The organism is Mycobacterium sp. HM-7, assembly GCF_053852335.1.
The window spans coordinates 4,466,487-4,488,736 of sequence record NZ_CM132657.1; the positions used below are offsets into that span (position 1 = coordinate 4,466,487).

23 protein-coding genes and 1 pseudogene are annotated in these 22,250 nt (G+C 67.5%); 12 read left to right on the plus strand and 12 right to left on the minus strand.

What is annotated here, in order from left to right; all coding sequences use genetic code 11:
• Window positions 1-5 precede the first annotated feature (5 nt).
• Window positions 6-1,151 carry a GTP-binding protein gene (locus ACWW1C_RS21485; protein ID WP_455980154.1) on the minus strand — a complete coding sequence of 382 codons (1,146 nt, stop codon included), beginning with the start codon at window positions 1,149-1,151 and terminating at the stop codon, window positions 6-8.
• Window positions 1,152-1,276: 125 nt separating this feature from the next.
• Between ACWW1C_RS21485 and ACWW1C_RS21490 the strand changes: the two genes are divergently transcribed.
• Complete coding sequence (locus tag ACWW1C_RS21490; RefSeq protein WP_455980155.1) at window positions 1,277-1,822, plus strand: YceI family protein; 546 nt, start codon at window positions 1,277-1,279, stop codon at window positions 1,820-1,822.
• Between the two features lie 30 nt (window positions 1,823-1,852).
• Here the strand turns inward: ACWW1C_RS21490 and ACWW1C_RS21495 are convergent, their stop codons facing one another.
• From ACWW1C_RS21495 to ACWW1C_RS21505, 3 genes are all read right to left on the minus strand, one after another.
• Window positions 1,853-2,491 carry an HD domain-containing protein gene (locus tag ACWW1C_RS21495; RefSeq protein ID WP_455980156.1) on the minus strand — a complete coding sequence of 213 codons (639 nt, stop codon included), beginning with the start codon at window positions 2,489-2,491 and terminating at the stop codon, window positions 1,853-1,855.
• A gap of 122 nt (window positions 2,492-2,613) precedes the next feature.
• Window positions 2,614-2,880 (minus strand): UBP-type zinc finger domain-containing protein, encoded by a 267-nt coding sequence (locus ACWW1C_RS21500; RefSeq protein WP_043397744.1) that lies wholly within the window; start codon window positions 2,878-2,880, stop codon window positions 2,614-2,616.
• Window positions 2,881-2,908: 28 nt separating this feature from the next.
• Window positions 2,909-3,805, minus strand: coding sequence for a LysR substrate-binding domain-containing protein (locus ACWW1C_RS21505; protein WP_455980157.1), 897 nt, complete (start codon window positions 3,803-3,805; stop codon window positions 2,909-2,911).
• 102 nt (window positions 3,806-3,907) lie between these two features.
• Between ACWW1C_RS21505 and ACWW1C_RS21510 the strand changes: the two genes are divergently transcribed.
• The 3 genes from ACWW1C_RS21510 (at window position 3,908) to ACWW1C_RS21520 (ending at window position 6,549) form a co-directional block, all read left to right on the plus strand.
• Complete coding sequence (locus ACWW1C_RS21510; protein WP_455980158.1) at window positions 3,908-4,837, plus strand: NADP-dependent oxidoreductase; 930 nt, start codon at window positions 3,908-3,910, stop codon at window positions 4,835-4,837.
• Window positions 4,834-5,271 carry a cupin domain-containing protein gene (locus tag ACWW1C_RS21515; protein ID WP_455980159.1) on the plus strand — a complete coding sequence of 146 codons (438 nt, stop codon included), beginning with the start codon at window positions 4,834-4,836 and terminating at the stop codon, window positions 5,269-5,271. The genes ACWW1C_RS21510 and ACWW1C_RS21515 overlap by 4 nt, the downstream gene beginning before the upstream one ends.
• Window positions 5,272-5,367: 96 nt before the next feature.
• Window positions 5,368-6,549, plus strand: coding sequence for a geranylgeranyl reductase family protein (locus ACWW1C_RS21520; protein ID WP_455980160.1), 1,182 nt, complete (start codon window positions 5,368-5,370; stop codon window positions 6,547-6,549).
• Between the two features lie 12 nt (window positions 6,550-6,561).
• Here ACWW1C_RS21520 and ACWW1C_RS21525 read toward each other — a convergent pair whose 3' ends face one another.
• The 4 genes and pseudogenes from ACWW1C_RS21525 to ACWW1C_RS21540 form a co-directional block, all read right to left on the minus strand.
• Window positions 6,562-7,332: an SDR family NAD(P)-dependent oxidoreductase gene (locus tag ACWW1C_RS21525; RefSeq protein WP_455980161.1), complete on the minus strand. Its 771-nt coding sequence runs from the start codon at window positions 7,330-7,332 to the stop codon at window positions 6,562-6,564.
• Between the two features lie 32 nt (window positions 7,333-7,364).
• Complete coding sequence (locus ACWW1C_RS21530; RefSeq protein WP_455984385.1) at window positions 7,365-8,228, minus strand: pseudouridine synthase; 864 nt, start codon at window positions 8,226-8,228, stop codon at window positions 7,365-7,367.
• 2 nt (window positions 8,229-8,230) lie between these two features.
• Complete coding sequence (locus tag ACWW1C_RS21535; RefSeq protein WP_455980162.1) at window positions 8,231-9,988, minus strand: glycerol-3-phosphate dehydrogenase/oxidase; 1,758 nt, start codon at window positions 9,986-9,988, stop codon at window positions 8,231-8,233.
• A pseudogene (locus ACWW1C_RS21540) lies at window positions 9,981-11,478 on the minus strand (NAD(P)H-quinone dehydrogenase). Before ACWW1C_RS21540 ends, ACWW1C_RS21535 begins: the two are co-directional and overlap by 8 nt.
• A gap of 60 nt (window positions 11,479-11,538) precedes the next feature.
• Here ACWW1C_RS21540 and ACWW1C_RS21545 point away from each other — a divergent pair.
• Entirely contained in the window at window positions 11,539-12,006 is a 468-nt protein-coding gene (locus ACWW1C_RS21545) for a gamma-glutamylcyclotransferase (RefSeq protein ID WP_455980163.1), read from the plus strand.
• Between the two features lie 142 nt (window positions 12,007-12,148).
• On the opposite strand, the gene ACWW1C_RS21550 is transcribed toward ACWW1C_RS21545, so the two are convergent.
• The 3 genes from ACWW1C_RS21550 to ACWW1C_RS21560 all read right to left on the minus strand — a co-directional run bounded on the left by ACWW1C_RS21550 (window position 12,149) and on the right by ACWW1C_RS21560 (window position 15,630).
• Window positions 12,149-13,036 carry a hypothetical protein gene (locus ACWW1C_RS21550; RefSeq protein WP_455980164.1) on the minus strand — a complete coding sequence of 296 codons (888 nt, stop codon included), beginning with the start codon at window positions 13,034-13,036 and terminating at the stop codon, window positions 12,149-12,151.
• Window positions 13,037-13,252: 216 nt separating this feature from the next.
• Window positions 13,253-14,422, minus strand: a complete 1,170-nt coding sequence (locus ACWW1C_RS21555; protein WP_455980165.1) for a M20 family metallopeptidase — start codon at window positions 14,420-14,422, stop codon at window positions 13,253-13,255.
• Window positions 14,419-15,630, minus strand: a complete 1,212-nt coding sequence (locus ACWW1C_RS21560) for a M20 family metallopeptidase (RefSeq protein ID WP_455980166.1) — start codon at window positions 15,628-15,630, stop codon at window positions 14,419-14,421. The genes ACWW1C_RS21555 and ACWW1C_RS21560 overlap by 4 nt, the downstream gene beginning before the upstream one ends.
• Before the next feature lie 87 nt (window positions 15,631-15,717).
• Between ACWW1C_RS21560 and ACWW1C_RS21565 the strand changes: the two genes are divergently transcribed.
• From ACWW1C_RS21565 to ACWW1C_RS21575, 3 genes are all read left to right on the plus strand, one after another.
• On the plus strand, window positions 15,718-16,524 hold the full coding sequence (locus ACWW1C_RS21565; protein WP_455980167.1) for a purine-nucleoside phosphorylase: 807 nt from the start codon (window positions 15,718-15,720) through the stop codon (window positions 16,522-16,524).
• The gene (locus ACWW1C_RS21570; protein ID WP_455980168.1) at window positions 16,521-18,041 is read left to right on the plus strand and encodes a phospho-sugar mutase; all 1,521 of its coding nucleotides are present in this window, start codon (window positions 16,521-16,523) and stop codon (window positions 18,039-18,041) included. Before ACWW1C_RS21565 ends, ACWW1C_RS21570 begins: the two co-directional genes overlap by 4 nt.
• Before the next feature lie 75 nt (window positions 18,042-18,116).
• Window positions 18,117-18,653 (plus strand): hypothetical protein, encoded by a 537-nt coding sequence (locus ACWW1C_RS21575; RefSeq protein WP_455980169.1) that lies wholly within the window; start codon window positions 18,117-18,119, stop codon window positions 18,651-18,653.
• On the opposite strand, the gene upp is transcribed toward ACWW1C_RS21575, so the two are convergent.
• Window positions 18,650-19,273 (minus strand): uracil phosphoribosyltransferase, encoded by a 624-nt coding sequence (gene upp, locus ACWW1C_RS21580; RefSeq protein WP_455980170.1) that lies wholly within the window; start codon window positions 19,271-19,273, stop codon window positions 18,650-18,652. The genes ACWW1C_RS21575 and upp overlap by 4 nt on opposite strands.
• Window positions 19,274-19,323: 50 nt before the next feature.
• Between upp and ACWW1C_RS21585 the strand changes: the two genes are divergently transcribed.
• From ACWW1C_RS21585 to satS, 4 genes are read left to right on the plus strand one after another with little or no spacing between them, the layout of a single operon-like run.
• On the plus strand, window positions 19,324-19,626 hold the full coding sequence (locus ACWW1C_RS21585; protein ID WP_455980171.1) for a hypothetical protein: 303 nt from the start codon (window positions 19,324-19,326) through the stop codon (window positions 19,624-19,626).
• Window positions 19,626-20,723 carry a C40 family peptidase gene (locus ACWW1C_RS21590; RefSeq protein WP_455980172.1) on the plus strand — a complete coding sequence of 366 codons (1,098 nt, stop codon included), beginning with the start codon at window positions 19,626-19,628 and terminating at the stop codon, window positions 20,721-20,723. The genes ACWW1C_RS21585 and ACWW1C_RS21590 overlap by 1 nt, the downstream gene beginning before the upstream one ends.
• A complete protein-coding gene (locus tag ACWW1C_RS21595; RefSeq protein WP_455980173.1) occupies window positions 20,720-20,926 on the plus strand; it encodes a hypothetical protein in 207 nt (68 codons plus the stop codon). The genes ACWW1C_RS21590 and ACWW1C_RS21595 overlap by 4 nt, the downstream gene beginning before the upstream one ends.
• Window positions 20,927-20,936: 10 nt before the next feature.
• Window positions 20,937-22,226, plus strand: coding sequence for a protein export chaperone SatS (gene satS, locus ACWW1C_RS21600; protein ID WP_455980174.1), 1,290 nt, complete (start codon window positions 20,937-20,939; stop codon window positions 22,224-22,226).
• The last annotated feature ends 24 nt before the right edge of the window (window positions 22,227-22,250 follow it).

The following is a 22,250-nucleotide window of genomic DNA, read 5'->3' on the forward strand; positions in this document are numbered from 1 at the left end:
ACCACTCACACGTGACTGTGCGCCGCCGTCCACGCCGGCAGAGGATCCGCGTAACGCAGCCAAGCACTCGTGCCGGCCGCCATTTCGTCGTCGGTGAGGAGCGCTGAGTCGAGAAGTGCTCGTACCGAACTTGTTTCGAGGCGGATACCGATGAAGACGATCTCCTGACCCGGCTCGATGTCGGTGCTCGTCCAGTACTGAGCGGGTTCGATGGTGAGGTTGGGCCCGGCCTGCGACCAGATGGCGGCGATGTTCGGCCGGGTGGCGATCCAGCAGAAACCCTTGCTACGCAACAGGCCTCGCACCTGGTCGAGGGCCTCGGCGAGACGCCCGGGGTGGAACGGACGATCCGCGCGGAACGTCATGCTGCTGATGCCGTACTCGTCGGTCTCGGGAACATGCCCGTTGGCGATCTCCTCATCCCACCCGGGCGCATCCGCGGCCAGTTCCGGATCGAACAACCCGGTGTCCAAAACGGTTGCCAGCGGGACGATTCCGCGCTCGGTGCGGTCGATCCGCGCCTTGGGGTTGAGGCGTCGAGCGACCGCCTCGACCGTCGCAACCGTTTTGGCGCTGACCAAGTCGGTCTTGTTGATCAGGATCACGTCGGCGAACTCCACCTGATCGACCAGCAGGTCGGCGATGTTGCGCCCGTCGCCGTCGGCCACTGCCAGGTTGCGATCGGTGAGCGCCTCTCCGCGCGCCAACTCGGGCAAGAAGGTGCACGCATCGATGACGGTGACCATCGTGTCGAGTCGGGCGAGCTCGGACAGGACGAAGCCGTCCTCGAACTCCCAACTGAAGGTGGCCGCCACGGGCATCGGCTCGGAGATGCCGGTCGATTCGATCACGATCTGGTCGAATCGGTTCTGCCGCGCCAGCTCCGCGACCGCGGTGATGAGGTCTTCACGCAGGGTGCAGCAGATGCACCCATTGGTGAGCTCGACCAGCTTCTCTTCGGTCCGGTCGAGGTGACCCTGACCCGCGATCAGGGCCGCATCGATGTTCACCTCACTCATGTCGTTGACGATCACCGCCACGCGGCGGCCGTCGCGGTTGGCGAGGATGTGATTGAGCAGGGTGGTCTTCCCGGCTCCCAGGAAGCCTGAAAGCACGGTCACGGGGATCAGATCAGCGGTCGTCGAAGGCATGCCGCTAATGATAATGATTTTCATTAAGGAGCGCGACCCACGGTGCGGAATAATCCGGACTACGGTCCGGTTGGCCAATTCAGGGTCCGGACCAGCCGGCGCTCACACCAACCAAGGACGGGTACATGACCACCGCAACCACTCCCATCAGCGTCGGCACCTGGGCGATCGACACCGCCCACTCCACCGTCGAGTTCTCGGTACGCCACCTGATGGTCAGCAAGGTCCGTGGCAAGTTCGAGAACTTCAGTGGCGCCATCACCGTCGCCGCGGACGGCACCCCGTCGGTCACCGCCGAGATCGACGTGACCTCCCTCAACACCGGCAACGAGCAGCGCGACGGCCACATCAAGTCAGCTGACTTCTTCGACGCCGAGAGCCACCCGGTGGCGACCTTCACCTCGACCGCCGTCCGACCCAACGGCGCGTCGTACCTCCTCGACGGCAACCTGACCATCAAGGGCAACACCCGTCCGGTCACCCTGAGCCTGGAATTCAACGGCGTGAGCCCCGGGATGGGTCAGGGCGAAGTTTCCGGTTACGAAGCCTCAGTTGTCATCAACCGCAAGGATTTCGGCGTCGACCTCGACCTGCCGATGGAGACCGGCGGCGCCGTCGTCGGCGACAAGGTGACGATCACCCTCGACATCGAAGCCGTCAAGCAGGCCTGATCCAGGGACGACGCCGGGCCGGGTGACCATTCACTCCGGCCAGGCGTTGTCCTGAATGAGGTCAACGAGATTCGTCCGCCTGAACGACGGATCGAAGTGCGCCAGCACATCGTCGTTCATGGTCCCGAACGTCGTGTCCGGACGATTGACCATGCCGTCGTTGAACGCCCGCAGGATCCGGTTCTTGAATTCGGGACGCGGATGGGCGGCGACCACCTCGGCACGCTGTGCGACGGAGATTTCGTCGAGACCCAGGCCGATGACATCGGTTTCGACACCCAGAATCACCACAGCGACTTCGGGCGCCAGGTGATGCGGGACCTCCGGCGTGGTGTGCAGGGCGATCGCCAGCCACACGTTCATTGCCTCCTGCTCGCTACGGCCGAAGTCCAGCAACAGTTTTCGAGCCAAGTCGGCTCCGTCGATCTCGAACCGCTGATGGTTGGTGCCGTACTCTGTCGTCAGCCCCAGATCGTGGAACATGCCGCCGACGTAGGCGAGTTCCGGATCGACCTCGAGTCCTCGCGCCGCGGCCTTCAACGACCCCCACAGAAACACCCGGCGGGAATGGTTGAACAACGTGTCGTCGGTCGCCTTCCGGACGATGGAGGTGGCCTCGCGGACCAACTCGGTATCCGGAATCGTCACTCCTGCAATGACTTCGGTCATGGTTGCCAGCTTTCCTCGAACTAAATTGGATACATTCCATTTTGTCCGAGAATCGGCTGCACCCACAGGGCGCGATCCGCCAGGCATCCCACAAATTAGGACATCGAAATCCGCGCGAGAGCTCAGACGTACTTCTCGTGCACGTAGCACCACCGCCAGTTCTCGCCCGGCTCGAACGACTGCACGATCTCGTGGCCCGGGGTCTGCGCATGGGCACTCGCGTGACGCATCGGCGACGAGTCGCAACAACCGACATGGCCGCACGTCAGGCACAGCCGCAGATGAACCCAGCGGGTACCGGCTGCAATGCAGTCCTGACATCCCTTGGTGGTCTGAGGGGTGACGAGGCGGACGTTTTTCAGGTGGGAGTCGCCGAAGATCGATGCCACGCCTCCACGGTAACCCCGCACCGCAGAATTACTGCGCGCCGAGCTGGACGTCGGCCAGGAACATCTCGGCCAATTTCGCGCTGGCCGGTCCGATGTGCGACCGCTCGGCCGATGCCAGATAGACCTGCCACACGATCGCGGGCCGAATCTCTATGGCGCGCAAGTCCGGAAAGCTCGCGGCTTCGCTGCCCGGCATGATGATGGTGCCGAGACCATGCCGAACCAGCCTGGCGGCGATCGCGTACTCGAGCGCCACTTCGTGCGGTGTGCGCGCGGTGACACGAGCCGCAGAGAAGGCTGCCTCGACGAGGCGCCTGAGACCGAACTCGGGCGGAAAGCCGATGAGGTCCTCGTCGCAGAGCTGTTTGATGTCCACCTGGCGATGCCGCGCAAGCCTGTGGTCGGCACGGCACACGAAAACCATCGGTTCCTGGCACATCAACTGCATCTGAATCCGCGGCGGGAATCGATCGGGTGCGGACACGAATGCGAGATCGAGTGAGCCTTCCGCGATTGCAGAAAGGTAAGCGGCCGATCCGGTTTGGCTTTGCCTCAGGCGAATCTGGACAAACGGATAGGTCCGGTGGAACTCCCCCAGCACCTTCGGCACGTCCAAGGTGCCGAACGAGATGAGCGACCCGAGGTCGACCGTACCGGACAGCTCACCGCGGTATTCGCTGAGTGAATCCTTCGCCAGCCGCGCACTCTGAATGACCTTGCGGGCATGCTCACGAAACAGCTCGCCGGCCGGCGTGATCTTGATTTGCTGCTTGGAGCGGTCGAACAACTCGACGCCGAGTTCCTTCTCGAGCTTTCCGATCGACATGGACAGCGCGGACTGAACGACGTGCGCCTGCTGTGCCGCGCGCGAGAAGTTCATCTCGCCGGCCACCGCGAGGAAGTGTTCGAGCTGGCGGAGTTCCATTCCGCCAAACTATCAATGACACTGATCGAACACATCAAATCTGGTCATTGGACTTGATGGGTTGCGCTTGCTCTGATGGAGGTAGACCAAGGAGGAATCGCCATGCAAGCCATGACCGTCAGCGACCCCGATGCGGGTGTCAAAGGCATGTCCATGATGGACCTGCCCTACCCGCACGCCGCCGAGAACGATGTCGTCGTCCGCGTTCATGCCTCCGGCTTCACCCCCGGCGAGCTCGATTGGCCCAGCACCTGGACCGACCGCGCCGGTCGCGACCGCACCCCGAGCGTGCCCGGCCACGAATTTTCCGGCGTGGTCGCCGAATTGGGCTACGGCACAACCGGTCTGACTGTGGGACAGCGCGTGTTCGGGCTGACCGACTGGGCGCGCAACGGGACACTCGCGGAATACACCGCCGTCGAGGCCCGCAACCTCGCGCCCCTGCCGGCCGGCATCGACCACGTCGTCGCCGCCGCATTGCCGATCTCCGGACTGACGGCCTGGCAGGGCCTGTACACACACGGACATCTCACCGCAGGCCAGACGGTCCTGATCCACGGCGCCGCAGGCGGCGTCGGGTCGATCGCGGTTCAGCTCGCCCGCGAAGTGGGTGCATTCGTCATCGGCACGGGCCGCACGGCCGACCGTGACCAGGTACTCGCTCTCGGCGCCGATTCATTTCTCGACCTCGAGACCGAAGAGCTGGAAGCCGCCGGCGCAGTCGACGTCGTGTTCGACGTCATCGGAGGCGACATCCTCGCCCGCTCAGCGTCTCTCGTGCGCGAAGGCGGCACCCTCGTCACCATCGCCGAGCCGGCTCAGGTATTGCCCCGGAACGGCCGCGCGGTTTTCTTCGTCGTCGAACCCGACCGCTCCCAGCTGATCGAGCTCGCCGCCCGGTTGCGCGATGGGCGTCTCAAACCCGTCATCGGCATCGTCCGGCCCCTTGCCGAAGCCATAGCGGCATTCGCTCCGGGCCGGCGCGCCCGCGGGAAAACCATCGTCCAAATCACCGAAGGTGCCGTCGCGTGATCGGAAAATACTGCGCCATGGCACTTTTGGTGGCGGCCACGTTCACCGGGACCACAGGGTGCACGTCGCAGACGAAGCACGCCACCGCGGAGCCGCCCGCCGAAACGCTGAGCCCACTGATCGAGCAGGCGCTGCCCAACGTCCCGGGTAAGACGTTCACCTCTGCGGTCGTCGAGTTCCCGCCCGGCGCACACGCGGCGCCACACCGGCACGGCAACGCATTCATCTACGCCTACGTCCTCGAAGGAGCCGTGCGCAGCCAGGTCGACGACTCACCCGTCACCGAGTATCACCAGGGCCAGAACTGGGTGGAGCAACCGGGCGCCCACCATGTGCTCACCGAGAACACCAGTGCGACGGAACGCGCCAAGCTACTCGTCGTCTTCGTCTCGAACACCGGGGACAAGCTGAAAGTCGATGACCCCCATCAGTAAATAGCCGCTGCCCGGAGCGCGTCAGCTGGCGGCTTCGCGTGAAAACTGGTGAACTGGACCCGATTCGGGACAGATGGGCGGACATGGGCGGACACGGTGACACCACGCTATGACATCGTCGTCGCCGGTGGCGGACCGTCGGGCTCCGCCGCGGCCTGGCACGCGGCGCACGTGGGCGCCAAGGTGCTGATCGTGGACAAGGCGGAGTTCCCCCGGGACAAACCGTGCGGTGACGGATTGACCGCCCGCGCCGTCAGTTACCTGCAGAAGATGGGCCTGGCCGACGAAGTCTCCACCTTCCACCGGGTCAACCGGGTCACGGTGTTCAGCCCGAGTCGGTGGGAGATGTCCTTCCCGAGGCGCCCCGGCATGCCCGACCACGGACACACCGTCAGCCGTACCCACTTGGACGCGGTCTTGCTCCGGCATGCCGAGAAGGCCGGGGCCGAAGTTCGCGAAGGTGCCGAAGTGGCCGGACCGGACCTCGACGCCGACGGTCGGGTGGTCGGCGTGGTCCTCAAGACCGGGGAGAAGATCGCGGCAGATGCGGTGATCGCCGCCGATGGCGCGTACTCACCCGTCAAGCGGGCACTGCACATCGATTCGCGGTACAACGGCTACGCGGCCATCGCGATTCGCGCGGAGATGCACGCCGACCGGCCGGACAACGATTCGCTCGACATCTACCTCAAACTGCAGTTCCAGGGCGATCAGCTGCCCGGCTACGGCTGGGTGTTCCCGATGGGCAACAACAGGTTCAACATCGGCGTGGGCTACGTCAACTGCTACCGGAACTGGCAGGCCATCAACGCCACGCACTTGCTCGACGATTTCCTGCGCTCCCTGCCGCGCGAGTGGCACCTGCCGCCGATTGCGGACCTGAAGAAGAGCAAGAGCGTGCGGGCGTGGCGACTGCCGATGGGTTTCACCGCCTGGCCGCCGTGGCGTCCGGGCGTGGTCTTCACCGGCGACGCACTCGGTGCCGCCAAACCTGTTTCGGGTGCGGGCATCTCGAAGGCACTCGAATCCGGATTGGTCGCCGGCGAAAGCGTGATCGCGGCGCTGCAGAACGGCGGCCCAAACGACTTCACCAACTACACCCAGCGCCTGGAGTCGGCCTGGGGCAGGGAGTACCGCATGGGCCGCTACGGCCACAAGCTCGCCGGCATTCCTGCCATTCCGAACACCGGCATCAAGCTCCTCGACAAAGGGCTCGTACGCGACTGCGCACTCAGGGTGATGTACGGGAAATCGCACGGTCCCCTGCATACGTACTGACAGGCTGCGGCCCTACCGCGGCGTCCCGCCGCCGTCGACGATGACGACCTGCCCGGTGATGTAACTGCCTGCGCCCGAACACAACAGCAGCGCCGTACCCACCATTTCGTCGGGGTTCGCCAGCCGCTTCATCAGGGTGTTGCCGGCCATCACATCGATCACCGCCTGCGGGTTGTTGCGCACCATGTCCGTGTCGACGGGGCCGGGGGCGATGGCATTGACCCGGATGCCGTCGGCCACGTAGGCGGCGGCCATCGACCGGGTGAACGACAGCAGCGCCGACTTACCCGCGGCATACATCGACACGAACGGGGCGAACTGGAACGCGCCGACCGACGACATGTTGAGGACTGCGGCGGCCGGGCTGGTCTTCAAGTGCGGCAACGCTTTCTGCACCAGGAACACCGGACCACGCAGGTTGGAGTCGTACGACTTGGCCCACCCTTCGGGCGTCATCTCCCCCAGCGGTTGGGCGAGCGCGTTCGCCGCGTTGTTTACCACGACGTCGATGCCGCCGAACTCCGCGACGGTCGCCTCCACCAACCGATCGAGGTCGTCGAGGTTGCCCATGTTCGTGGGCACGCCGATTGCCTTCCCTCCCAGTCCGCGCAGGTGCTCGGCCGCTGTCTCGCAGGCGTCGGGCTTGCGGCTCGCGACCACCAGATTGGCGCCCGCGAGCACGAACCCCTCGGCCATCGCGAGGCCGATACCACGCGTCCCGCCGGTCACGATGACGGTGCGGTCGGTCATGTCGAACAGGCGGTCAAAACTGGTGCGGTCCATGACTAGCAGTAGAACACAGGGGTTTGGACCCGTCAGGAGAGCCTGTGCCGCTCCAGTCGGCGCTCGCTCACGAACTCCCGCGCCACCCCGGTCACAGGATCGACGAACGCGAGCCGGTGCGCGAGCAGCTGTAGCGGCGTCGAGAAATCGCCGGGTGCGACGTCAAGCACCGTGGGGTACAAGGGATCCCCGTCGATCGGTAGTCCCAGCGAGTTCATGTGCACCCGCAGCTGATGGGTACGGCCGGTGGACGGCGCCAGCCGGAACAGCCCGTCCCCCAACGGCGAAACCATCGTCACCGCATTCACCTCGCCGGGCTCCACGACAGCCTGTAAAGACCCGCGCCGCTTCACAATTCGGTTGCGTATTTCGACCGGCTCGGCCAGCGTCCCAGCCGACGACCGTGCCAGATACGTCTTGGACACCGCGCCCGCGGCGAACATCGTCTGATACGCGCCGCGTACTTCGCGCCGCGCGGTGAACACCAGCACGCCCGCCGTCAGCCGGTCCAGCCGATGTGCCGGCGAGAGTTCCCACAACCCCAGTGACCGTCTCAGTCGCACCAGCGCCGTCTGCACCACATGCCCGCCGCGCGGCATGGTCGCCAGGAAATGTGGCTTGTCGACCACGACGATGTTCTCGTCGCGGTACAGCACCGGCACGTCGAACGGGACGACGACCTCGTCGGGCAGGTCCCGGTACCAGTAGATGAACGCGCCGGCCGGCAGCTCCGTCATATCGGAGACAACCGAGCCGTCAGCGCAAAGCACCTCGCCGGCAAGCACTTTCGCGGCCGCGTCGGCGCCGAACCGGGACCGCAGCTCAGTCAGTACCGGCCCGCCGTGCACCCGCAGCCGGGCAGGCCCGATCCCCTCGTATCCGGGGCGGACGGGCAGGCTCAATCGAGCGGCACCGGCTCGAGGATCTCCGCGCGGGATTCGGGGGCCGCCGCTCGCAGCGCGTCGGCCGATTCGTCGTCGGGCTGTGTCTGCGACAGCACCTCGGCTTCGACGCGAGCCAGGTACGTCGCGACCTCACGGTCGATGTCCTCGGCGCTCCAACCCAGTACCGGCGCAATGACTTCCGCGACCTCGCGGGCGCAGTCCACACCGCGATGCTGGTATTCGATCGAGATCCGCATGCGGCGGGCCAGGATGTCCTCGAGGTGCAGGGCGCCCTCGGCCGCGGCGGCGTACCAGGCCTCGACCTTCAGGTAGACGGGCGCCTCGGTGATGGGCTCCAAAAGATCAGGCCGGACTGCGGCATTCTCGCGGGCCATGTCGAGCACCTCGCCGATCAGCGACCCGTAGCGGTCCAACAGGTGGCGCACTCGGTACGGATGCAGCCCGTAGTGCTGGCCGACGTGTTCGGTCTGGTTGATCAGCGCGAAGTAGCCGTCGGCGCCGAGCAGCGGCACCTTCTCGGTGATCGACGGCGCCACCCGCGTCGGCACGAACTCACTTGCCGCGTCGATGGCGTCCTCGCCCATGACCCGGTAGGTGGTGTACTTGCCGCCGGCGATGGCGACCAGGCCCGGGGCCGGCACCGCGACGGCGTGCTCGCGGGACAGCTTGGAGGTCTCTTCACTCTCACCGGCCAGCAGCGGGCGCAGGCCCGCGTAGACGCCGTCGATGTCGTCGTGGTTGAGCGGGGTGGCCAGCACCTTGTTGACGTGCCCGAGGATGTAGTCGATGTCGGCCTTCGTCGCCGCCGGATGCGCCAGGTCCAGGTTCCAGTCGGTGTCGGTGGTGCCGATGATCCAGTGCGTGCCCCACGGGATCACGAACAGCACCGACTTCTCGGTGCGCAGGATGATCGCCACCTCGCTGACGATGCGGTCCCGCGGGACGACGATGTGCACGCCCTTGGAGGCGCGGACCCGGAAGCGGCCGCGCTGCTTCGACAGCGCCTGAATCTCGTCGGTCCACACCCCGGTGGCGTTGACCACCACGTGGCCGCACACCTCGGTCACCGCACCGGTCTCGGAGTCGCGGACCCGCACGCCGGTGACCCGGTCACCCTCGCGAAGCAGCGCCACGACCTGCGTCGAAGTGCGGACCACGGCGCCGTAGTGCGCCGCGGTGCGGGCGACGGTCATGGTGTGCCGGGCGTCGTCGACGACGGTGTCGTAGTAGCGGATCGCGCCGATCAGTGAGCTGCGCTTGAGGCCCGGAGCCAGCCGCAGCGCCCCGGCCTTGAGCAGGTGCTTCTGCGCGGGCACCGACTTGGCGCCACCCAGCTGGTCGTACAGGAAGATGCCGGCGGCGATGTAGGGGCGCTCCCAGAGCCGCTTGGTCAACGGGAACAGGAACGGCAGCGGCTTCACCAGGTGCGGCGCCAAGGTGGTCAGGGACAGTTCACGCTCGTACAGCGCCTCGCGCACCAGGCCGAACTCGAGCTGCTCCAGGTAGCGCAGGCCGCCGTGGAACATTTTGCTGCTGCGGCTGGACGTGCCGGAGGCAAAGTCGCGTGCCTCGACCAGGGCGACCTTCAGGCCGCGCGTGGCCGCGTCGAGGGCCGCACCGGCGCCGACGACGCCGCCACCGATCACGATGACGTCGAACTGCTCGGAGCCCAAGCGGTTCCACGCGGTGTCGCGCTGCACCGGACTCAGCAGGGTCTGCCCATTGCCCGGACCGGGAATCGGGTCACTCACGGCGGAACTCCTCGTGGTTACTCGTCGGTAGGCCTTGCCTGACCGAGCCTACGTGGTCGGCCGATATTCGTGCGTCAGTCCAGATCGTCGTGAGCCATGAGCCGGCGGGCCGTTTCGATGATCGAGCCGGACAGCGACGGGTAGACCGACAGCGTCTGGGCCAGATCGGTCACCGAGATGCGGTTCTGCACCGCCAGCGCGATCGGCAGGATCAGCTCGGACGCGATCGGCGCGACCACCACACCGCCGATCACCACGCCGGTGGCCGGACGGCAGAAGATCTTCACGAAGCCGTGCTCGAGCAGCGACATCTTGGCGCGTGCGTTGGTGTTCAGCGGCAGCATCAGGGTCCGCGCCGGGACGGTGCCGGCGTCGATCGCGGACTGCGGCACGCCGACCGCGGCGATCTCCGGGCGGGTGAACACCGCCGCCGCGACCGTGCGCAGCTTGATCGGCGAAACCCCTTCACCCAGTGCGTGATACATCGCGATGCGGCCCTGCATGGCGGCCACCGAGGCCAGCGGGAGCAGGCCCGTACAGTCACCCGCGGCGTAGATGCCCGACGCTTTGGTGCGCGATACCCGGTCGACCGTCAGGTAGTTGCCCGGACCGAGCTCGATGCCCACCTTCTCCAGTCCCAGGCCCGAGGTGTTGGGCACCGAGCCGATGCTCATCAATGCGTGGCTGCCCTCCACCACACGGCCGTCGGCCAGGCTGACCTTGACGCCGGTTTCGGTGCGGACCACCGAGTCGGCGCGGGCGTTCTTGACCAACGTCACACCGCGCTCGGAGAACACCTCTTCCAGCACGGCGGCGGCATCGGAGTCTTCGTGGGGCAGGATCTGGTCGCGGCTGGCGACCACCGTGACCTTGACGCCCAGTTCGGTGTAGGCGTTGCAGAACTCGGCGCCGGTGACGCCGGAGCCCACGATGACCAGGTGCTCCGGCAGGTCGGTGAGGTCGTACAGCTGACGCCAGTTCAGGATGCGTTCACCGTCTGGCACTGCGTTGGGCAGCACCCGCGGGCTGGCACCGGTGGCGATCAGCACCACGTCGGCCTTCAGCACGCCGGAGCGCCCGTCGGGGGTCGTGACCTTGACCCGGTGGTGCGCCATTCCCGGGATGCTGTCGACGAGCTCGCCGCAGCCGGCCACCACGTTGACCCCCGCGCGCAGCAGCTGCCCGCCGATGTCGACCGACTGGCTGCGCGCGAGCGTCTTGACCCGGTTGTTGATCTGCGGCAACGAGATCTTGGCGTCCTCGATCTTGATGTCGAAGCCCAGCCCGTCGGCGCGGCGCAGCTCGGTGCGCACGCCGGTGGACGCGATGAAGGTCTTTGACGGCACACAGTCCCAGAGCACACAAGCGCCGCCGATACCGTCACGGTCGATGACTGTGACGGCGGTTGCCTCAGGGCCGTAACCGGCGGCAACGAGGGCTGCTTCATACCCGGCGGGACCGCCGCCGATGATCACGATGCGGGTAACCACGGCTACATCTAACCCCGAGTTGGGTGTTGGTCGCCGGACAACAAGCCGTAGGCTTGCCCGGTGCCGCTCTACGCCGCTTACGGATCGAACATGCATCCGGAGCAGATGCTTCAGCGGGCCCCTCATTCTCCGATGGCGGCCACGGGGTGGCTGCACGGCTGGCGGCTGACGTTCGCCGGCGCCGACATCGGCTGGGAGGGCGCGCTGGCGACGCTGGTCGAGGATCCGCTCTCGAAGGTCTTCGTCGTGCTCTACGACATGACCCGCGAGGACGAGGACCGCCTCGACCGCTGGGAAGGCTCCGAGCTGGGGATCCACAAGAAGATCCGCTGCCGGGTGCACCGGGTGTCGTCGGACACCTCGACCGACCCCGTGCTGGCCTGGATGTACGTCGTCGACGCCTGGGAGGGCGGGCTGCCCTCAGCCCGGTACCTCGGCGTCATGGCCGAGGCTGCCGAGATCGCCGGCGCCCCCGCCGACTACGTCCACCACCTCCGCACCCGCCCGTCCCGCAACATCGGCCCCTAGCTTTTCCCGCGAGCGTGCGCGCAACCCCCTCCCCGCGAGCGTGCGCGCAACCCCTCCCCGCGAGCGTGCGCGCAACCCCCTCCCCGCGAGCGGCCGTGTTTGTACAGCGACACACCGTGTTTCGCGTGCAATTCGAGGCCGCTCACGCGGCGCGAGCGCGACCGAACTGCGCGTTGATCCGGGCGACGAGATCCTCCGGGCGGTAGCGGACGTCCTCGAACACGATCGAGATCGCGGTCCAGCCGACGTCCATCAGCGCCGAGGCCCGCGCCCGGTCGGCCAACATCGCGTCTGCTCCGCTGTGCCAATCCAAACCGTCGTACTCGGCAGCCACCTGGTACTGCGGCCACGCGAAATCGAGTCGACGCAGCTGTCCCCGGCCATCGACGACCTCGTACTGCAGTTCGGGCATCGGCAAGCCGAAATCGATCATCACCAGCCGTGCCTCGCTCTCCATCGGCGACTCAGCGCGGGGATCCGCGACAGGCAACAACTCCCTCACCACGACGATCCCACGACGTCCGGCCTGTTTGGTCACCGCCCGCGACAGCTCCACCCGGTCGCAGGTACCCGAACGCAACGCGGCGTCCAGCGTCGCCAACACCCGTGGCCGTCGCAGCGAACGTGCGACTTCAATCGCCGTCCACGCCGGCGCAGTAGCGGGCCGCCCCTGGGCGATTGCCATCGGTGCGCCGTCGCGGCGATGGATCACCAGCCCGTCTGCATGCCTCAGATGTGAACCCACCGGGTTCAGCACATGCAAATCCTTCGGCTCCTCGGTATCGAATCCGTAGAGCGCCGCCGCCGTGCCCAGGCAGACGGGCACCGGTTTGCCTGCTGCGAGGTCGAGCCCGCGGAGCCGAGTCCAGTCGTCAGGTTCGCTCCGCGAATAGATGCCTTGCCAAATGCGTTCCAGCGCACCTGTTCTCAGGTGGGCGTCAAAGGTCCTGCGCGACAGCGTCTGCAGAATCTGGGCGCTGGTCGCAACGCCGTCCTGGCGGTCGAGCAGGGCTTCGAGGTCGACGTTCACGACACCGATGGTCGGCGTCCATGGGCCGGACCGAAAGGCGCTTCAGGCGATCTGTGGATCAATCACGAACTGTGCAATTTCACGACCGACGGATCAACGCGCACTTTCGTCGCGCTCGTCGGCCGCGAGCGACCCCGAAATGAACGCGAAATGCGGCGTGTCGGCGTACAAACACGGCCGCTCGCGGGAGGTGTGTCCCCGCGTGCAGGCTCGCGGTTAAAAGGCGGCGGCCTGCTCGATGATGTTGACCAGGACCTGGACGCCGACGCCGAGCGCGCGCTCGTCGAGGTCGAAGGTCGGCTGATGGAGATCCAGCTGCGGGCCGACGCCGGGCCAGACGCCCAGACGCGCCATGGCTCCCGGCACCTCTTCCAGGTACCACGAGAAGTCTTCGCCGCCACCGGATTGCTTGGTGTCGGCCAGGGCCTCCGCACCCAGCGCCTCGATGGCGTGGGTCATGATCCGGGTCGAGAGCTCCTCGTTGACCACCGGCGGGACGCCACGGCGGTACAGCACCGTGTGATCGACGTTCAGCGGCGCCAGCAGCGACGAAACAATCTCGCGGACAATCGATTCCATCTCCACCCAGGCGTCCCGACTGGCGGTGCGGATGGTCCCGGCCAGGGTTCCCGTCTGCGGAATGGCGTTCGACGCGAAACCGGCGTTGACCGCGCCCCACACCATCACGGTGCTGTGCCGCGGGTCGACGCGACGCGACAGGACGCCGGGCACCCCGGTGATCAGTGCACCGAGCGCGTAGACGAGATCACCCGTCAGATGCGGGCGGGACGTATGCCCACCCGGCGAGTGCAGGGTGATCTCCATCTGATCGGCAGCCGACGTGATGGGCCCCGGAATCGTGGCGACCTTGCCGACCTCGAGCCGCGGATCACAGTGCAGCGCAAAGATTCTCGACACACCGGCCAGTGCGCCCGCAGATATCGCGTCCAGCGCGCCACCGGGCATCAGCTCCTCGGCCGCCTGGAACACCAAGCGCACGCCGACCGGCAGCGTCGGCGCCGACGCGAGCGCCAACCCGGTGCCGAGCAGCACCGCGGTGTGGGCGTCGTGCCCACACGCGTGTGCCACGTTGGGGACTGTCGAGGCGAACGGCAGGCCGGTGCGCTCGTCCATCGGCAACGCGTCCATGTCGGCGCGCAGGGCGATCCGCGGTCGGTCCTCGGGGCCGAAATCACACGTCAGGCCGGTACCGCCGGGCAGAATCTTCGGGTTCAAACCGGCCTCGGCCAGCCGCGTCGCGACGAACTTGGTGGTCTCGAACTCCTGCCGGCCCAACTCGGGGTTGGCGTGCAGATGCCGCCGCCACCCGACCAGGTCACCGTAGTTCGTGGCCAGCCAGTGCTCGGCGTGGTCCGAGAGGGTCATCCGCGCCCTGCCTTCACTTGTTGCTGAACCGCTGCCCGGTCCGCCATCTTCTGCAAAACCCGGGCCCGCTCGCCAGGTGCCTGTGCGAGGGCAACCACGGTGCGCGCCAACATGATCGAACCTTCGGTGACGGCCTTGTCCGCACTCGGTCCGGCCGCGGCCGCGGTGAACTCCGGTTGGTGGATCGATGCCCCGTTGGCCTCGATCCCGACCACGGGATGGATACCCGGCATCACCTGCGTGACGTTACCCATGTCGGTACTGCCAAGGGGCACAGACACTTCCAAATCGATCGGCAGCGGGGTGCGGCCGAGGCGCTCCATCTCGGCACGGAACACCGTCGTCAACCACGGATCGGGCGTCAGCGCGTCGTACCGCGGTGACACCTCCGTCACCTCGTGCGTGCAGCCGGCCGCCAGCGCGCCGGCCGCGAAGCACGAGAACATGCGCACTTCCAGTTCGTCCAGCGACGCCGAGTCCGTGGCCCGCATCGTGTAGAGCAATTCCGCATGCGCCGGAATGACATTCGGCGCCTGACCGCCGTCGGTGACGATGCCGTGCATCATCTGGCCGGGCGTCAACTGCTGACGCAGCAGCCCGATCGCCACCTGCGCGACCGTCACCGCATCAGCGGCGTTGATGCCCAGGTAGGGCGCGACGGCGGCGTGCGACTCGCGCCCGCGGTACGCCACCGACACCTCGGACAGCGCCAGGGAACGCGCTCCGGCGATGTCCACCGGACCGGGGTGCAGCATCACCGATGCCGCCACGTCGTCGAACACGCCGGCGTTCAGCAGCAACGCTTTTCCACCACCGGCCTCTTCGGCGGGTGTGCCGATCAATGCCACGGTAATGCCGATGTCGTCGGCGACCTCGGCCAGCGCGAGCGCCGTGCCGACCGCCGACGCGGCAATGATGTTGTGCCCGCACGCATGTCCGATGCCTGGCAACGCGTCGTACTCGGCACAGATGCCGATGACCAGCTCGCCGCTGCCGTAGTCGGCGCGGAACGCGGTGTCCAGCCCTCCGGCGGCCGGGGTGACCTGAAAGCCCCGCTCGGCGACGAGCGCCTGGGTCTTGGCGCAGCTGCGGTGCTCCGCGAAAGCCAATTCCGGCTCGGCGTGAATCGAGTGAGACAGCGAGATCAAATCGGCACGGTGACGCGCGACGGCATCGGTGACCGTCTGCAGTGCGTCGCCAGTGGGCATCATGGAAGTATCGCACCGGCCGGTTCGGCCGCGGCTGGCAACTGTCGGGGGCGAGCGAAGCGACGGGAGAGACCTAAGGTGGACGCCGTGACCGATCCACAGGCCACCCCTGACATCGCCGCCGCTGCGGCCGCCGCCGCCATCCGTGACCGCACCGGAATCGCCGGCTTCGATGTCGCCGTCGTACTCGGTTCGGGCTGGGCCCCCGCCGCCGCGGTGCTGGGCGAGCCGACCGCCGCCGTCGCCATGGGTGACCTGCCCGGATTCACCCCACCGACCGCGTCGGGACACCGCGGGCAGGTGCTGGCCCTGCAGGTCGGCGGCCGCAACGTGTTGGTCCTGCTGGGCCGCATCCACGCCTACGAGGGGCATGACCTGCGGCACGTGGTTCACCCGGTGCGCACCGCCATCGCGGCGGGCGCTCGGACGGTGGTGCTGACCAACGCCGCCGGCGGCCTGCGTGCCGAGTACTCCGTGGGCCAACCGGTACTGATCGGTGACCACCTGAATCTGACGGGCCGCTCACCCCTGGTCGGCGCGCAGTTCGTCGACCTGGTCGACGCCTACTCGCCGCGACTGCGGGCATTGGCCTGCGAGGTCGACCCGACGCTGACCGAAGGTGTGTATGCCGGGCTGCCCGGCCCGCACTACGAGACGCCCGCCGAAATCCGGATGCTGCGCACCCTCGGTGCCGATCTGGTCGGGATGTCGACGGTGCACGAGACCATCGCGGCCCGCGCCGGCGGCGCCGAAGTGTTGGGCATCTCGATGGTGACCAATCTGGCCGCCGGCATGACCGGCGAGCCACTCAGCCACGCCGAGGTGCTGGAAGCCGGACGCCAGTCCGCGACCCGGATGGGGACGCTGCTGGCCGAGGTGCTGGCCCGGCTGTGACGGTGACACCCCTGACCTTCGGCACCGCGGGCCTGCGCGGCCCCATGCGGGAAGGCCTCGACGCCATGAATGTCACCACCGTCAGTCGTGCGACGTGGGCGGTGGCGAAGGTGCTCAAGGATCGTTGCCTGGGCGGGTCGACGGTGGTGGTTGGTCGCGACGCACGGCACCATTCCGACGAATTCGCTGCGGCGACCGCGGAAATCTTTGCCGCCGAGGGGTTTTCCGTCGTCCTCCTCCCCCATCCCGCACCGACCCCGGTCGTGGCTTACGCGGTGCGTCAGCTCAATGCTGTTGCCGGTGTGCAGATCACCGCGTCGCACAATCCGCCGGCCGACAACGGATACAAGGTGTATTTCGACGGCGGCATCCAGATCGTCCCGCCGACCGATCGGGACATCGAACTGGCCATGCGAGAAGCACCGACCGACATCGCCCGGCAGCCTGTCACACCCACGGACGACATGCTCATCGAGCGGTACGCGCGACAGGCGGGGTCGCTACGCCGGACCGAGGGCGACCTTCGGGTGGCACTGACCGCCATGCACGGTGTCGGCGGCACCCTGGCAATCGATGTGCTGAATCGGGCCGGCATCACCGACATCCACACCGTGGCATCGCAATTCGAGCCCGACCCCGACTTCCCCACCGTCGCGTTTCCCAACCCTGAGGAACCCGGCGCCACCGACCTACTGCTTACGCTGGCCGCCGAGAATGACGCCGACGTCGCCATCGCCCTGGACCCCGATGCCGACCGCTGTGCCGTCGGCATCCCGACCGCACACGGCTGGCGCCTGCTGTCCGGCAACGAAACCGGTTGGCTGTTGGGCGATTATCTGCTGTCTAACCTGGCCCCCGAAGACGCCGAGAAGACCGTAGTGGCCAGTTCGATCGTCTCGTCGCAGCTGCTCGCCGCGATCGCGGCCAACTACGGCGCCCACCACGTCGAAACCCTCACCGGCTTCAAATGGCTGGCCCGCGCCGACCAGGACATCCCCGGCGCCACGCTGCGCTATGCCTACGAGGAGGCCATCGGGCACTGCGTCGACCCCGGCACCGTACGCGACAAGGACGGCATCAGCGCGGCGGTCGTGTTCTGCGATCTGGTTGTGGCACTGCGGAATCAACGGCAGACAGTGCAGGACCGGTTGGACACCCTGGCAGCGGAGTACGGCGTCCACGTCACCGGCGCGGTCTCGGTCCACACCGACGCCGACGCGGTGATGGCGCGGCTTCGTGCCGAACCGCCGACTCAGATCGCCGGTATCTCCGTCAGCGTCGACGACCTGGACCAGCTTCGCGGTCAACGCCGCACGGACGCCTTGATCTTCACCGGCGAGGGCTTACGCGTCGCCGTGCGTCCGTCGGGCACCGAGCCGAAGGTCAAGTGCTATATCGAGGTCAGCAGGCAACCGACTGCCGATGTCGCAGCCAGCAACACCGCAGCCGGGTCCGAGCTGCGCGCCGTCGCGGACGTGGTCGCCACCCTGCTGGCACCGCCGGCCGGCAAATCATAGGGAAATCCCTGATATCCGGGGGAGCCGCGCCCACCTAGCGTCGACTCATCACGTTGATGAGAAAGAGGTGTCGGCATGTTGGACAAAGCACTCGCTCGACGTTGCGGTAGCGCTGCGGCTGCCATGATCGGCGGAATCGGCACCGCGGGTATCGCCCTCGCACCGCCCGCGGCGGCCGTCCACGCCGAGCAGTACATCTCGACCTACTGTCGGCCGGCGACCGTCCAGGACTGCCGGCAGCCGGCGGTCCTCAGATTCGACCTCCCGAGTGACGACTGGGTACAGCCGTCGTTCACGAATGCCGCGGACGGTTGTTCCGATATCTCGGTTCGCTTCTCGGTCAGCGCCGCGGGCACCCCGGGCACGCTGAGCAGCAGCTACCGGCTGAGCCCGGGTCAGACCGCGGTGGGCCCGCACGCCCACATGCCGGCAGGCGCAATGCAGGTGAGCGTCTTCGCCACCGGCATCGAAGGCGGCTGCAACACAGGTGCTCTCATGGCCTGGGGCGGCACGGTGTCCGTCGACTCGACCGGCAAGCCGAACCTGCCCGACGCCGGCCCGCGGCCCACCCAAACTCCGATACCGACCCCGACCGGCCCGGTCGTCCACTAGCGCGGACCGAACTGCCGGTCCCCCGCGTCGCCGAGGCCCGGCACGATGTAGGCGTCGTCGTTCAGCTCGGCGTCGATGGTGGCGGTGAACAACTTCAGCGACGGAACTGCCTTCTCCACCAACGCAATTCCCTCGGGCGCACACACAACGCACACGGCGGTGATGTCGTCGGCGCCGCGGTCGACAAGTAGTTGCAGGGTGTACGCCAGCGACCCGCCGGTGGCCAGCATCGGGTCGAGCACCATCACCGGCCGGCCACTCAGGTCGGCAGGCAACGATTCCAGGTACGGCGTCGGTTGGTGCGTGGACTCGTCACGCGCCATGCCGACGAAACCGACTTGAGCCTCCGGAATCAGCGCGTGCGCCTGATCGACCATGCCCAGACCGGCCCGCAACACCGGGACCAACAACGGCGGGTTCGCCAGGCACGACCCGATCGTCGACGCCACCGGCGTCTGCACCGGCAGCTCCGCGCAGGCCAATGAGCGAGTGGCCTCGTAGACCAACATCAGCGTCAGGTCACGCAGCGCCGCCCGAAACCCGGCGTTGTCCGTGCGCTCGTCGCGCAGCGTGGTGAGCCGCGCTGCAGCCAGTGGATGATCGACGACCCGGACGTCCATGGGCGCCAAGATTAGTGGAACCGAACGGGCCCGACGTCCGTCTTATCCACATGATCCGAAATCTGACCGCGGACCTGCCGGCCCTGCACGCTCTTGCCGCGGACTACCGCGGTCACAGCACCGAACTGGCCGCGCATGGCGCGAACCTGACCGCGATCGCGGGACAGTTCGACGTGTTCGGCCCGGTCGGTGCGACCTTCGCCGCCGCCCTGGCACAGGCAACGCATCACCAGGCCCGGCTGGCACACCGCCTCAGCGCGCATCTCGATACCGGAGGTGCAACGGCCATCGCCACCGCGGCGGGTTTCGCGGACAGTGACCGCGACGCGGGCACCCGCATCGGAGCCTGGTGATGACGGGCTCACTGGTGACGGCCCTGGCTGCGCCGATCCGGGAAGTGCAGGCGTTGGTCGGTCCAGGCGGCCCGGATCCGGCCGAGGCCCTCCGCTCGGTGCAGTCCGGACTCGACGGTGTCGCCGCTGCCGCCGACGGGGCGTGGCAGCAGGCTCAGGGCCAGTGGACCGGCGCGGCGGCGGGCAGCGCAGGTCAGTTCGCGAACGCGGCCGTCACGGCCATCGTGGCGATGGCGATGACCGCCGGTCAGCTGAGCACGCACACCGAACTGTCCACTGCCGCCGTGGCACGGGCACGCGAACGACTCGACGCCATTCTGCGAAATTTCGAGGCCAGGGCCACCGAGCTGGAAGCCACCCTCGAATCCCCCACTGACGCCGCAGCACTCATCGACGAAGCCGGCCACGCTCTCGATGAGGCCATCACCGTCGTCGACGAGCTGCACACCGAACTCGCCGCGCAGGCCGGCGAGGTCACCGCAACGGCGAGTACCCCGCCACCTCAGACCTACGGATCCCCGTGGGAGACAAGCGCATCCGGGGCCGGCACCGGCGCCGGCATGAGCCTGCCCGGCCTCGGCACGTCCGCGGGTCAGGGTGCAAATTGGGCCGGTGGACTCGGCGCGCTCGCCACCCCCGCGGCCCACGCGGCCCAGGCCGCGCTCACCAACCGCCGATCGCCCGACCCCGGAAAATTCGGCACCGGTGAAGCCGTCACACTGCCTGACGGCAGCACCGCCACCGCACCCAACAAGGTCGCGGCCGACGCGGTGCGGCACGCCCTCACCCAGCTCGGCGTGCCCTACGTGTGGGGTGGCACGACGCCCGGTGTGGGACTGGACTGCAGCGGCCTGACCCAGTGGGCGTACCGCGAGGCCGGCCTGGACCTGCCGCGGCTCGCGCAAGAACAGGACATCGGCGCAGCCGTCGACCGCGGCTCGCTGCGCCCGGGCGACCTCGCGGTGTGGGACGGCCATGTCGCGATGGTCGTGGGGAACGGCCTCATGGTGGAGGCAGGCGATCCGGTTCAGCTGTCACCGATCCGAACCACCAATCTGAATCAAGGTTTCCACGGCTTCTTCCGCCCGACGGCATGACCACTGCCGAATACGACGACGCAATGGCCCGTGCCCGTGCTGCGCTCGCGGTGTTCAGGCGTGCGGCTGCCGAACTGTCGACAGCCGACGACACCGAAGCCGTGGCAGCCGTCCTCCACAACCTGCGCGACGATCTGCAACACAGCGCGCCCACCACCCGACGACAAGATGCCCCCAGCGTGGCCCGACCCGCACGTCGATAGGCTGTGCCGCATGGCTGCTGACATCGTGCCGGTTCGGCTCGGGTTGACCAATGGCGATCTGTACACCCTGTGGGCGCCGCTGTGGCGTGACTCCGACGACGAGTGGGAAGCGTTCCTCGGCCACGACGAAGACCTGTACGCCTTCGAATCGGTCGCCGACCTGGCCGCATTCGTGCGCACCAACACCGACAACGACCTCGCCGACCACCCGAAGTGGAAGGCACTCGGCGAGGCCAACGCGCACCGCTTGAACCCTGACGACAGCCACCTCCACGACCTCGTCGGCGTGCCGGAACTGGTCGCCGAGAAGCCCACCGAAGAGTCCGTCACCTCGCTGCGACGGACGCTCCAGGTGGTCGGCGCGCTCGGTTCTGTCTGCGACCTGATCGCGGTTGCGAAGTTCTTCAACGGCAACCCCGTGCTGTCGACGCTCGGCGGCGGCGCCGACGCGTACTCGGGCCGTGCCGGCCGCAAGCGCTGGGCCGACATCGAGGCCGCCGTCGGCCGCAGCTGGGACCACGTGCTCGACGCGATCGACGCGCTCGTGACCACGCCCGAGGTCGACGCCAAGGCCGCCGCCAAGGCCCAGGCCGAGCTCGATGAGCCCGCGCCCGAGCCCGAGGAAGACGAACTCGACGAGGTCGAGGCGAGCGACGACTCCGGCGAGGATGTGGTCATCGAAGACGAGGTGGACACCGACACCGAGGAGGCGGCCCTCACCGCACAGGCCGAGCGCCAGCTGCTCGGCAGCGACGAGGACTTCTGGGAGCGCGTCGGCATCGACCCGATCCGCATCATGACCAAGGGCGGCACCTTCTACACGCTGCGCTGCTACTACAACGACCAGCCGCGGTTCCTCGGCCGTAACGGCCGCATCAGCGTCTTCGGCTCGGAGCGCTCCCTGGCCCGCTACCTGGCCGACGAGCACGAGAGCGACCTGTCCAGCTTCGAGGCCTACAGCGACATCCGCACCGCGGCCACCGACGGCTCGCTGCAGATCCGCGTCACCGAGGACAACGTCTACGTGCTCAGCGGTCTGTCCGACGACATCGCCGACGGCCCCGACGCCGTCGACCGCGAGCAGCTGGACCTGGCAGTCGAGTTCGTTCGCGACGTCTGCGACTACGCCGAGGACGGCACCGCCGACAAGTCGCTGACGACCAGCCAGCCGCTGGGCAAGTTCGTCGGTCACGTGCTGGAGCCCGAGACCGTCGGCGCCCCGTCGAAGCCGTACGCCGAGGCCGTCGCGCAGTGGGAGACGCTGGAGCGCTTCGTCGAGTCCCGGCTGCGTCAGGAATAACGCGCCGAACGATGAGTTCGGGGT

Excerpts from the sequence above, each read along its gene's own strand:
- ACWW1C_RS21485 (WP_455980154.1), bottom strand. The coding sequence starts at position 1,151 with ATGCCTTCGACGACCGCTGATCTGATCCCCGTGACCGTGCTTTCAGGC.
- ACWW1C_RS21490 (WP_455980155.1), top strand. The coding sequence starts at position 1,277 with ATGACCACCGCAACCACTCCCATCAGCGTCGGCACCTGGGCGATCGAC.
- ACWW1C_RS21495 (WP_455980156.1), bottom strand. The coding sequence starts at position 2,491 with ATGACCGAAGTCATTGCAGGAGTGACGATTCCGGATACCGAGTTGGTC.
- ACWW1C_RS21505 (WP_455980157.1), bottom strand. The coding sequence starts at position 3,805 with ATGGAACTCCGCCAGCTCGAACACTTCCTCGCGGTGGCCGGCGAGATG.
- ACWW1C_RS21510 (WP_455980158.1), top strand. The coding sequence starts at position 3,908 with ATGCAAGCCATGACCGTCAGCGACCCCGATGCGGGTGTCAAAGGCATG.
- ACWW1C_RS21525 (WP_455980161.1), bottom strand. The coding sequence starts at position 7,332 with ATGGACCGCACCAGTTTTGACCGCCTGTTCGACATGACCGACCGCACC.
- ACWW1C_RS21555 (WP_455980165.1), bottom strand. The coding sequence starts at position 14,422 with ATGACCCTCTCGGACCACGCCGAGCACTGGCTGGCCACGAACTACGGT.
- ACWW1C_RS21560 (WP_455980166.1), bottom strand. The coding sequence starts at position 15,630 with ATGCCCACTGGCGACGCACTGCAGACGGTCACCGATGCCGTCGCGCGT.
- ACWW1C_RS21575 (WP_455980169.1), top strand. The coding sequence starts at position 18,117 with ATGTTGGACAAAGCACTCGCTCGACGTTGCGGTAGCGCTGCGGCTGCC.
- upp (WP_455980170.1), bottom strand. The coding sequence starts at position 19,273 with ATGGACGTCCGGGTCGTCGATCATCCACTGGCTGCAGCGCGGCTCACC.
- ACWW1C_RS21585 (WP_455980171.1), top strand. The coding sequence starts at position 19,324 with ATGATCCGAAATCTGACCGCGGACCTGCCGGCCCTGCACGCTCTTGCC.
- ACWW1C_RS21590 (WP_455980172.1), top strand. The coding sequence starts at position 19,626 with ATGACGGGCTCACTGGTGACGGCCCTGGCTGCGCCGATCCGGGAAGTG.
- ACWW1C_RS21595 (WP_455980173.1), top strand. The coding sequence starts at position 20,720 with ATGACCACTGCCGAATACGACGACGCAATGGCCCGTGCCCGTGCTGCG.
- satS (WP_455980174.1), top strand. The coding sequence starts at position 20,937 with ATGGCTGCTGACATCGTGCCGGTTCGGCTCGGGTTGACCAATGGCGAT.